Source organism: Paenibacillus sp. E194 (assembly GCF_000935845.1).
Classification (GTDB): domain Bacteria; phylum Bacillota; class Bacilli; order Paenibacillales; family Paenibacillaceae; genus Paenibacillus_B; species Paenibacillus_B alvei_B.
On the sequence record NZ_JMDX01000043.1, the window covers coordinates 1 to 12,233 of the forward strand.

The following is a 12,233-nucleotide window of genomic DNA, read 5'->3' on the forward strand; positions in this document are numbered from 1 at the left end:
AATTCTTGTAATCGTTCTGGTGTCATTCCGACGCCATTATCATGAATCTTAATCAAGAGGCTGCTTTCTTCATCCACCTTAACCGAATACGATTCGATTTCAATTTGGCCGCCATACTGATGAAACCCATGAATGATAGCGTTTTCGATTATCGGTTGGATCATAAATCGAGGAACTAAGACGTGGTCACTACCCACGACAATGTTCTCGATCAACTGAACCTGGTTCGCATGCCTGAAGTTCATCAGACGTATATAATGCTGAATGGTCTCGACCTCGTCGCGAAGCGATATCCATTCATTATCCCGATTAATTGTCATCCGAAGCAATGATGATAACGAACCGATTAACTTCGCATTCTCTTGATCGCCGCGAATCAGAATGTTTAAGCGAATCGAATTTAAGAGATTGAACATGAAATGCGGATTAATTTGTGCTTGAAGCATCTCAAGCTCTGCTTTGCGTTTCTGCGTCTGCTCAAGCGTAATCTGTTCGATCATCATCTCGATTCGATCCAGCATTTGGTCAATTGATTTGCCAAGTTGGCCTACCTCATGCTGTCCCCTAATCCCCGAACGAATATTTAGCTGCCCCATATTGACCTTAGCAACAAATTTACCTAACTGCGTAATCGGATTGGTGATCGCCGAGATCAGAATCATCAGCAGAATGCAAAACCCTGTAAAGAATAGAAACTGCATAATGAAGCTGGTTACTAATATCTGATTGTTAGGACCCACTGCCGAAGAATAGGGAACTAGACTGAGCAAGGACCATTTGGTTCCAGCTACAGGCTCTGACACATAGATATACTTTTCATTGTTGTAGACGAGCGTATTCTCGTTAATCGCATAATCATGGTATCGGAATTGTTGTCCGATGTTTAAGGAGTCCGACTGAGATAAGATCGTTCCTTGATCATCCATCAGCATAATTTTCTGTTCCGAATAGCTGTTTAACTGACGTTGAATCTTACTTTCATTCACACTGACAATCACATAGCCAAGCGAATGACCACTTGAGTTTTTCATGGTACGAGCGATGGTAAGCACCTTCGGAGACTTCTGCTTCGCTTCGAAATTGCCGTAGTAATTATCTTGTAAACCAATCCATGCCGTTGAAAAAGCAGCAAGCTTATCCAGTTCCTTGAATACAATTTTTCCATGAAAGAGATTTGGGTTAAAATCACTAAAAGAATAATTCGTATATGTAAACCCATTTACACCCAACACGGTGATATACATATCTGAATTCTGGGCAAACAGATCATCCAGATTAGAAATTAAACGCATGTATTCTAACTGCTGACCTGAGTTATTATCTCTGGCAAACTGCTCCTTGCTAATTGTTACATGTTTATTGATTTCATTATTCATTAAAATGATATTCGACAAAGATAGCATCTGTTCAACAATACCGGATACATTGGAATCAACTAATATTAACGTATCCTGCGTGCTAGAAACCGCTTTATGCAGCACAATATCTTTGGTTACATACGTAGTTAAGAAGTAATTCACAATAAGGGGAATCATAAAACACATCAATGCCGCAATAACCAGTTTTGTTCGAATTGAATATCGATCTATTTTCATAAATGGAACCCTCAAATGTTCATCACTCTTAGAATAGGAACAGGGAAACGATTTATCTCATTTCCCCTGTTACCTATATATAATGATTCGATCTAATTTCGGTCAAGCAATAAGATCACATTTTCTATTTTTTGTTACTATTGATTACATCTGTGATTTTCTTGTCCATATTTTCAATTGTCTTAGCGATATCTTGTTTATCCAACAAGTACAATTCAACCTCAGCAATGGCAGCTTTCTCGACCTCACCAACGTAAGGAACTGGAACTGGCGCTTGACCAGGCTTCGTGTTTTTCATGGTATATTTCAAGGATTCCATATCCACCTTGGAAGGATCCTTCGAAGTGCTGACGATTTTCTCTGTCAACTTGTCGGAATCTGATTTAGCCCAACCGGAGAATACGCGACCGCCAATCTCCAAGCCCTCCGTTGTATACCATCTAACGAATTTGTATGCTGCTTCTTTGTTTTTGGACTTCGCAGCAACCCCCATGTAAGTAGGTTGTACTGGGGAATAATGCTCTGCTTTACCTTCCAGCTTAGGAATGGGAGCAAATGCTGCATGGAAGGTTGCAGGGATTGCATCCGTACCGCCCGATTCAGCAACCATCCAGTCACCGATTGGTACCATCGCTGCTGCACAGTTAAAGAACTGTGTACGATAATGCAGCTTTTGAGAAATAATGTCTTCATATGGATTTGCTGTTTTATCTGTGTACATCATCGTTTTCAGCATTTCCAAGCTGGATGTAAGGAGTGGCTCCGTCGCATTGGAGGTTCCGTCTGCTTTCAAGAAACTGTTATCGATTTCTTTACTCTTTAGCTGCAAGTTGTAAAGGTCTGGCCAGTTATGGAAGTATGCACCATACACTTTGGAAGCGCCTTCACCTTTTGTTAGCTTTTTAGCATAATCTTCGAAATCAGCCCAAGTCCAATCTTGTGGAACCGGCAATTGTGCTGCGTCAAGCATGTCTTTGTTTAACAGAATGAACCAACGCTGCAGAGAGGAAGGGAGTGCAAAAATTTTCCCATCCACTTGAGTATCTACTAGGTATTCGTCACCGTACTTATAGCCTTCCTTTTCAATATAGCTGTCAAGCGGTTCCAACAGACCAATAGAAGCACGCTGCGAATAGTTTGTATACGGCATTTCGATAATATCCAATTGATCATCTGATGCAGCCATCAAATCAAGCTTTTGCATAGATGCAACCGAATCTCCTTTTTCGTTTAGGAGATCAAGCTCTACTTTGATGTCTGGATTCGCCTTCTCAAATTCTGGAATGATTTTGCTCCATTGCGCCTTCGCATCTGTTTGCCAAGTGCTCAGCTTCAATGTTACTTGCCCCGCAGAAGTGCCATCTGCTGCTGGAGTTGATGAAGAATCAGAGGAATTGCTGCTGCCGCAAGCAGTTAGCGATAAAGCTAGTGATGCTGCTAATACAGTTTGAATTATCTTTTTCATGTAGACCCTCCTCATAAGATGATGTCGAAAGTAAACTTCCTAATGTCGGTATAATCGTAACATGATTAAAATCCATTCAAAGCAGACAATTTTTACTGAGGTAAGATTATTTTACTTCTTTAATAAAAAAGTAGAGCATGATGTCGCTCATGTTGATCGCCATGGTTAGGCACCATACCCCGGATCCCAAGAAATTCGCAGATTGTCCAATTAGAGGATATATCAAAAATATAAGGGAAACAGGAGGTAAATCCTGCTTCCCTCAGACTGTAGACAAACTATTTTTGGAGAGTTCAGATCTAAAAAATAGTTTGTCTCTTTCTTTAAAGCAAATTTATCCAACAAAATTTATACGTAGTGCTTTCTATGCTACAATTTACTATAAGTGAGGAAGGAAGGTGTCTTATGAAAATATCCGTTTATGTTGCAAGTGCATTTAGCAAGGATCATAAAGGCGGAAATAAAGCAGGAGTGGTATTTATTGAGAATACATTGACCACTACTCAAAAAATGGCAATAGCCAAACAACTGGGCTATGCGGAAACCGCATTTATATCAGAATCTGAAATTGCTGATTATAAATTTGAGTATTTTACACCAAAAGAAGAAGTTGATTTATGTGGTCATGCCACAATTGGCTCTTTCGCGATACTGATGCATTTAAATATACTTTTCAGGAATCGCTATACGATTGAAACGAACAGCGGTGTTCTTGCTATTACCATAAAAGATGACATCATATTCATGGAACAAAACAAACCGATATTCTATGATGTTGTATCTCCAAACGAGTTCATCGACTGTTTTGACATTAAAGCTATAGACAATAAATACCCAATTCAAATTGTCTCCACGGGCTTAAAAGATATTTTAATTCCTATAAAAAGCGAAACACGATTACATGCACTGCAACCTAATTTTGAAAAAATTAAAGAAATCAGCAAGTTTTATAATGTTGTCGGGATGCATCTATATACTTTTAATGACAATCGAATTATATGCAGAAATTTTGCTCCACTATACGACATCAATGAAGAAGCAGCGACTGGAACTTCAAACGGTGCATTAGCTTGCTACCTTTATGAACAGCACTACTTGCAAAAAGAAGTCTATGTATTTGAACAAGGTTATTCTTTACAATCGCCTTCCGAAATATTAGTTAAATTAGCAACCAATAGCAAGAATGAAATAGAAAAAGTTTATGTTGGCGGCAAAGGCTATTATTGTGAAACTAAGTGTTTAAATGTAGAAAATATTGAGTGAAAATAAAAAAACATCGAATAAAAAGGTTGAGAAAATAATTTCTCAACCTCAGACTGTAGACAAAGTATCTGATTATTCGATAATTTGTCTTTTTTTCTTGGTAAGATGGAGAAAAGGAGCTGATTTAGATGTTGAAAAAACAAGATATGAGTAAACGAGATCAAATTGGTTTTTATTCTTTAGATGATCTAGTTAACGATTATTTGGAACAGCTAAAGAATTTCATGGTCTTCGCTATACGAATATGATTGGTAAAGAAAAAATGCACATGAAAATTGGGCTTACTTTCGCTTGTCTAAATATATAAAAATTAGCAAAAATCCTGAAATTAAGAGACCAAAAGGACTCTATTTTTGCCTATTTCTGTGTTTTAATTCAAAAATAGAGAAATAGATAAAAAACAAACACATTATTTAATTGAACAATGTGTTTGTCTTCAATCTGAGGGAAGCAGGAATGCCGCTATAAATTCTAGAGGTTATCCATTCTATCTTTTAATCTCGTAATAATAACCGTATCTTCTTCGAACTGTCTTGTGCAGTCACCTCATCATACACAGTTGTCGTAACCGTTGTTTGATTCATCCTTGCGCCTTTAGGGGCTTCCACACCCAATTGATCTTTCTCTAAAGATGATTCTTCATCTCCAAGCCATTTCGCATATAAGACGATATCGCTTGTAACCGTATCAGTTGCAAAATTCCACACATCGTTTAATTCTGCATCTCGATACCAACCACCGAATTTCATTTCAGGTTTGGTTGGTGCTGTCGGCTCGGTAATTGTCCCCCCCATATCAACGAACTTCATCGCAACCTCACTGCCACCATTGGAATCAAAAGTTACCGCATAAGGGTTGTGTACGCCGATCGAAGACGTCCTGTCGCCTAGTGGATTGCCGAAGAAGTCCGTTCTCTCTGTCATATGAGGCAGAGCGTTCGCACGATCCACATATGGGCTTATTACCTTGACACCTGAACCATAGGCCATGTTGGCGCCATCGGCCAGGCGGAATCCGTCCATCACGCTGTAATCAAGCTTAGTGTCAGCTGTTCCACTGTTGGCAATCCAATGTTTCGGTGCAGTCTTATAATCTTTCAATATGGAATATAGTTCATTTTCCGTTACGTAGCGATTATCTGCTGTTGTTACCCCTCTGCCTAAATATCCGCCCCCGCCTGCGTTCATACTTCCAAAAAGATTAGCTGGATATACAATGTTGTTCGTAAACCGTCCGGCTATAAATGGAGCGGATGTTCCGCCGCCTTTTAGACCAACGCTGTTGTTAGCGCCAGTATAAGCAAATATGTTGTTTTGGAAGTAAATATGCAAGTTAGAAGCCGTTGGGTCAAACACTAACGAACTGCTATTCTTCAATGGAGAGATGATTACATTGTTATAGAATAATCCGCTTAATTCCTCGCTTGTTGAAGAACCGCCCGCAAGTAATACAAGGCTATTGAAACTCTTGTTAAAATCCGGACTGCGACCGTCATTCACGCTGATGTTATAGCGAACGATGTTGCCCTTGGCGGCATTCATCTGCAAATACCAGCCTCCATAGTTGTTTCGGCTGTAGTTGTATTCATACACATTATCCTGACAATAATTATCAATGTCCCAAGCCATACCGTCATTACTTGCATGATAAGGGTTATCTACAGCTTCATTGTAGCGGAAGATCGTGCCTTTACTTGCCATAATCCACGCTGCGGCATAGTTCTGCGAACCAAGATATGTTGGGTTTGTGTTATTTGCCCCCCAGTTAGCTACCAGTTTACCGCTCTTATCGCTTAAATAACTATATCCGCTGTCTGTGATCACATTTCGTTCCACAAGGGAGTTGTTCCCGCCGGACAGGACAATGCCATCTCCAACCGAACTAGACACCCAGTTATTTCTAAACACAACGTTAGATGCCCATGGGTAGCTTGAGTTGCTCCAAGTGAGGCCCGTGTTGTTAGTCCCCGGATTGGTAGGCCCGTAAGCATTGTTGCGGATACCTTCGTTGTCACAGCGAAGGGTTTTGTTGCCTTCAACTCGTACATCTACATAACCATTAATAATGATGCCGCCTGATATCTTACTGGCTCCATTCGCTTGGTGCAGTCCATTCACATCATGAACATAGTTGTCTCGAATGACAATTCCTTGCATACGAGCATCCGCATAATCTTGAATGTTAAATTGACCTTGTCCCAGCTTGGATATACGAGACATTACTGCAATACCGGAGCGGCCGTCACCTGCTGTAGTGCCGATGTTCGTTACTTCAATTCCGCTGACTACCCAATAACTGACATCGTACAACTCAATTGTACCGTTTAGGGTAATACCTGATGGGCTTGACGCTGTTCCCCCACCATTAATAATCGGTCGTTTGTTAGGATCGGTCGTATTGTATTTAGTGAGTGTAATCGGATTTCCTTCTTCACCATTGCCGCGCAGTCTGATTTGTTCATTCCATACGCTGTTTGCATCCAAATAGATGGTTGAGCCTGGAAGGAATACGTTTTCATTTATTTTGGAAATTGATTTCCATGCTGTCTTCGGTGTCCGTCCATCGGCACTATCATCACCGTTATTGGAGAAATAATAATCACGGACTTCACGAGGTGCAATGTTCAACTCAAAAGTAATTTCAGCAGGGTCAAGGTCGAGTCTAACGGTATATTTTCCTTGCACAATGTTGTTTCTTAGAAATGCTTTTTTATTAATGGTCAATACATTGCCGCTAACCGTGTAATCCACAGCTTGTTCTAAGGTTGCATTGCCGATTTTCACACCAGTTAGATCCGCTAAATCAGGATTCACGGTAATTTTATAATCTTCCAAACCAAGAACATAAGTGCTGTCTTCGGAGTGAGTGTACACTTTAGGTAAGAGTTTTAAAGTAACAGATGCTGTTGCTGTTTGGGCTGTTACTGCACTATCCATGACATATACGTCATCGATAAAATGCTTGTTCTGCATATCTTTAATCGTTCCGGCTTTATTGCCCCAGTTCGTTGCAAGTTGCAATGCATCTATCTTCGAAATATGGTTCGATACATTCGTATTGAACGCGCCGCCGTCAGTGGTTTGTCTATTAATGGATCGTCCATCAATTTTGTAGGTTGTTCCCGTTGAGGTAACGAACCATTGGAATTTATGCCAGCCTTTGCTGCGCTTCACGTCGACTGGATAGAACCTTCCAGTGGATCCGAACCTAACCGCGTAATTGGTCTGATTCGCCGCCCAGTTGCCATCTGCATTCCCGTAATTTATTGTGATATGTTCATTTGCCGACGGAGTGAAGCCAAATACCGCATGATCACTGGATGCCGCCCCGCCATCGTCGTAGTACCAGGCAGTGACAATTGTTGTCTTGCCGGCTTTAGGGGCGTAATTATAGGTGCCCGGGACGGTAGCTACCTGGCCAGCACCACTCGTTGTCGCAGCCTTTGTTCCGGTGCGAGCCACCACGTCACTTTGGACGTACCCGTTCTCACCGTTCGAAAACTTCTTATCCCCTTCAAATCCATCGTAGAACATCGTGTCCGCCTTATTGAAGTAATCAACGCTGACATTTACGGTTACCTCTTCATTCTCTGTTGGGACATAACCTTTCTTAACCGTAACGAATCCAGCATGATCAACTTCGATCTTATCTTTGTCTTTATTTGCTGGGCTAAAGCTAATGTTATCAGCTGCGAACATATCAGCAGTGTCAACGATTAGCCGTTGACGCTCCCCTGCCTGTAAAGTTTCGTTCTGACGGACGAGCGCAATATGAGCTGAATAAACTGCACTCTCCCCTGATTCATCAGAATCCAAGAAGCGTGTCGTTGCGCTGCCGATCGCCCTAACTGTAAACGTATCACCCAAGCTCGGGGTCATAAGTGCATCATTACTAGTTGCTGCGATAGGGCTCCCTTTAGCAATTCCGTTACTGAAGAGCTGAACCGAATACGCAGATGCGTTAGCAACGCTATCCCAAGTAGCATAGGTACCGTACCATTTACCATTTACCGGTGTAGATAAATTCTCGATCGTTAATATTCCGTTAGCTGTAACTTCTTCACTTATGTTCTTTTCTGTATTTATGACGATGGCTGAAACGGTGTAATTACCCGCTCCCAATGCCCTTGCATATGGCAGAACATGATGTCTTTCATGATTGTTAAGCTGGTCGGGCCCCCCATTTTTAGATAAATAATAACCAACGGGTTCACCACCTTTGAACAGTGTTACAAGGGTATCCCCGTAATTGGAACCGCCTGTATACATACCCGTGTTCGGGTCAAGCGTCGGATTAATTGGCGCATTCACCTGTGTATTTGTTTGAATGAACAACGGTGCTGCGTGGGACTTCACAACTCCCTCTGTGGTAGTCACTAGACAATAATAAAACTTACCTTGCTGTGCAGCTGAGTCAACACTCGGCAACGTTAATACCGCATCATTTCCACCGACAACTTCCGTCCCGTTTAAACCTGTTTCGTCGTTAGATACATACCATTGGTATGATGCAGCAGCGGCTGATGTCGTAACGCTAAATGTTGCTGTCTCGCCTTGGTTCACTTTTGCCGCTATTGGTTGAGTGATAATTTCCAAATCTGACACTCCACCCGGAGGTGCTACTTTCAATGTTAATGTTCTTGTACCTGTTACTGTAGCAACGTCTTTGACAACATAAAAATCGTCGATAAGATGTTTGTTATGAACATATGAGATGTTGCCTGATTGGTTATTCCATCCCCCAGCGATTTTAGGTTGAATGGTTGTACCACTCTTCATCGCTTTATAAATATCGTACTGTGCTGAATCAGGTATCGAATTTCCGTCAATTTGTAAATTCGCACCATTCGGTGTAATGAGCCACTCAAATTTATGCCAGCCTGTGGAACGTTCAACCCCACTGTCCTTCCAACGTTTCGCTGCTGAACCAGCTGATGATGGTGCAAATGCCCAAGTATATTTCGTCGGATTATGAATAACGTCGACCTGTGAACTTTGATAGAATGTCCCGGCGAAGGTGGCGTTTTTGCCATCCAAAACCGCAAATTGGGTTCTTGCAGCCGCTGTCTTCTCCTCATCCGGATACGGATCGTAATACCATGCCGTCATTTTATAGTTACTTCCGGCGGGCAAAGCCACGTCTTGGCTTACATTCTCCGTATTCGTTGCACTTGAAGGTGTAACCGCTTTCAATCCGGAGCGGGACTGGGCATTAGACAGTGTAAATGATGAACCAAGTTTACTCGTTGATGTCAGCGGACCCTTGTTGTTCTCGAAGTCCTCCATGAATAACACATCTGAGTCATGATAATAACTTGTCGTAGCTGTGATCGTCACTGGGATGCCTGGATCACCTGGTGCCGCAAATGTATATCCGCTAGCTAAAGTAACCCTTCCATTATTATCAACCGTTAGTAAGTTCGAATTACTTGAATCATAACTGAACGCATCGATAACCGGCCCTTTAATCAAACTGCTTAATGGTGCACCTTTGTAAGTAAGGTTTACTCTGCCTGCATGATCCGTCGATTGTTTCAGTTCTAGTACAACAGAGTCAAAAGATTCAACGGACTTCACTGCAGCTGAAACTTCAGATGTAGGCACCAAGCCTGGCAGACCAGAGAATGTTAACATGGTTGCCATAACAATCGATAATGCTTTTTGCATCCATTTTACTTGTCCCATCTGGCAATCTCCTTTTCTATGAATTCAAATTTATATAAATCTGAATCTATGAAAATCAAAATAGATTCAGATCTATATAAACGAACGTAAGAACCGTATTTTATCTATTCCACTGCTAATTCATAGAATTGATTGCCGTTATACACAATCTTCGCCTTATCCGCTCTAGTTGCAAGTAACGTTCGCAAGTCAGACTCAGACCGCCCGTATATAATGGAATCCTTCACTTTGTCTAATGTAAGCTTAGTTATTACCGGCTTTGTGACTAATGTGGCAACAACATCCTCGCCCATATAGTTACCGATCACCGTTTCACCCACGGAAGCGGTCGCCAGTAACTCCCAGAAGTGTAGAGATTCCGCATCATCCTTGGATATATCCAATCGATGTAACACTTTCTCTTCCATTGCTTGTCCAGTTGCTGCGAGCATGGCCGTTAATTCATCAGCAGTGCGAACATATTCTGCGCTTCTTGAAGCATATTCATCTTGTAACTCAGCTTCGCTCATTTTCGTTTTTTTGACCTGGGTTTCAACTAAATCCGGCCAACGAGCGCCACTTATATATTGCATGTATTGATAAAGATCTAACTGAGGCAAACCGTAGTAAGTATCCCCCGTATTTTCCATTTCAGCCCGCTTAGCGTTTTCATCTAGCATGTCGGATTTTAACTCATCAAAACTTTTGTATGGGGCAATATCCAGCTCGTCGGCAATAATCTGCTCCTGTTTGGCCCTTAGCAATGCAGTCATCGCAGATTTTTTTGGCATATTCAGATGGTGTTTCCTGATTAGCGCCGTATTGACGTGACCAGAAGCCCTCATCTACTTGCGCACCATAGGTTCTGTTGAAATAATCTACTGTTACAGCCCTCTGGTCGTTGATATAAAATAGAAATTCTTCATCTGTCACAGCGTATCCATCCACCGTAAACAACCAGTTCTCAGGCAATGCAGCTTTTTTGTTAAGTAAAATCATCATTAATACAGCAAGTACAATTAGTATTACGGCTGCAAACCATATCATCACTGTTGGTTTTCGTTTCACATAACCCATACCAACCCACCCTTCTAATAATCAATCTAGCTTTGCAGATTTATATACTTTTTAGGTGCATTTTAGGATAGCTAAAATAATTAATATGAATATCCAACTTGCTTCTTCCTAATTGGATAAATCCGGTTTTAAGAATAAAACCGTCTTTGAAAGCGCTTTTATTAATAAATATATCTATTTTCAGATGACCGACCAATTTCATATTTTGACCTTTTTCAGACGATTTTGACCGGATACTTCCCCCATAAGACAAAAGAAATGAACGCAATGGTTCATTTCTTCTCGTTAACTATCTATTTGCACTGCTTCTATCTGCGAGCACTTCTATCCCTTAACGCCTCCGAGCGCAATCCCCTCAATAACTTGCTTCTGCCCGATGATAAAGATAATGACCAGCGGCAAGATTGCTGACACCGCGCCAGCCATCATCAAGGAATACGTATCTCCATATTGGTCACCGAACAATCTGATTCCAAGCTGAATGGTAAACAACTCTTTGCTTTTCAAGAAAATCAGCGGATACTGATAATCGTTCCATGTCCAAATAAATCTGAGGATCGCATAGGTTGCGATGGCTGGACGAATAAGCGGCAACGCGATTTGGAAGAAGCTTCGTGCATGTCCGGCTCCGTCTATTTTGGCTGATTCGATATATTCGTTGCTGACACCCATAAAGAATTGTCTAAGCATGAAAGCTCCAATTACGCTAAATCCGTTCAGCAAGATAAGACCAAGATGAGAATCAAATAAATGTAAGGAACGGAAGAGCAGGAACTGCGGAACTAATGAAGCTTGAGGTGGAACCATATAAAGCGCGAGGACGAGAAGAAACATCGTATCTCTTCCTTTGAAATGTACCTTGGAAAAACCATAAGCTGCAAGTGCACACACGGATACATTGAGCAAAGTGGTTGCCACTGTTACATAAATCGAGTTTGCATAATATTTGACAAAGTTTCCTGACCACACTTCTGCATAGTTCTCCATCGCATTCCAGTTTCTCGGGATCCATTCGATTGGGAATGTGAAGACATCCGCCTCAGGCTTGAATGATGTTGACAACATCCATAGGAATGGAAGCAGGAATAGAAGCCCTATAGCTGCCATAATCACTGTGAACATGATCTTTGAAGCCGAAATTTTTTTCATGTAGATTGATCCTCCGTTCTA

The 12,233-nt window shown here is 41.4% G+C and carries 7 protein-coding genes; 1 reads left to right on the top strand and 6 read right to left on the bottom strand.

The window, feature by feature from the left end; all coding sequences use genetic code 11:
- The coding region (locus AZ66_RS08385) for a sensor histidine kinase (RefSeq protein ID WP_044354423.1) at positions 1–1,595 on the bottom strand (1,595 nt) is incomplete at its 3' end.
- A 124-nt stretch (positions 1,596–1,719) separates the two neighbouring features.
- On the bottom strand, positions 1,720–3,060 hold the full coding sequence (locus tag AZ66_RS08390) for an ABC transporter substrate-binding protein (RefSeq protein ID WP_052648442.1): 1,341 nt from the start codon (positions 3,058–3,060) through the stop codon (positions 1,720–1,722).
- A 405-nt stretch (positions 3,061–3,465) separates the two neighbouring features.
- Between AZ66_RS08390 and AZ66_RS08395 the strand changes: the two genes are divergently transcribed.
- The gene (locus AZ66_RS08395) at positions 3,466–4,323 is read left to right on the top strand and encodes a PhzF family phenazine biosynthesis protein (protein ID WP_044354425.1); all 858 of its coding nucleotides are present in this window, start codon (positions 3,466–3,468) and stop codon (positions 4,321–4,323) included.
- A gap of 494 nt (positions 4,324–4,817) precedes the next feature.
- Here AZ66_RS08395 and AZ66_RS08400 read toward each other — a convergent pair whose 3' ends face one another.
- The 4 genes from AZ66_RS08400 to AZ66_RS08415 form a co-directional block, all read right to left on the bottom strand.
- Positions 4,818–10,007 (bottom strand): InlB B-repeat-containing protein, encoded by a 5,190-nt coding sequence (locus AZ66_RS08400; protein WP_044354426.1) that lies wholly within the window; start codon positions 10,005–10,007, stop codon positions 4,818–4,820.
- A 104-nt stretch (positions 10,008–10,111) separates the two neighbouring features.
- Positions 10,112–10,777, bottom strand: coding sequence for a hypothetical protein (locus AZ66_RS08405; protein ID WP_197081675.1), 666 nt, complete (start codon positions 10,775–10,777; stop codon positions 10,112–10,114).
- The gene (locus AZ66_RS08410; RefSeq protein WP_044354428.1) at positions 10,683–11,063 is read right to left on the bottom strand and encodes a hypothetical protein; all 381 of its coding nucleotides are present in this window, start codon (positions 11,061–11,063) and stop codon (positions 10,683–10,685) included. The genes AZ66_RS08405 and AZ66_RS08410 overlap by 95 nt, the downstream gene beginning before the upstream one ends.
- Positions 11,064–11,387: 324 nt before the next feature.
- The gene (locus tag AZ66_RS08415; protein WP_044354429.1) at positions 11,388–12,212 is read right to left on the bottom strand and encodes a carbohydrate ABC transporter permease; all 825 of its coding nucleotides are present in this window, start codon (positions 12,210–12,212) and stop codon (positions 11,388–11,390) included.
- Positions 12,213–12,233 lie beyond the last annotated feature (21 nt).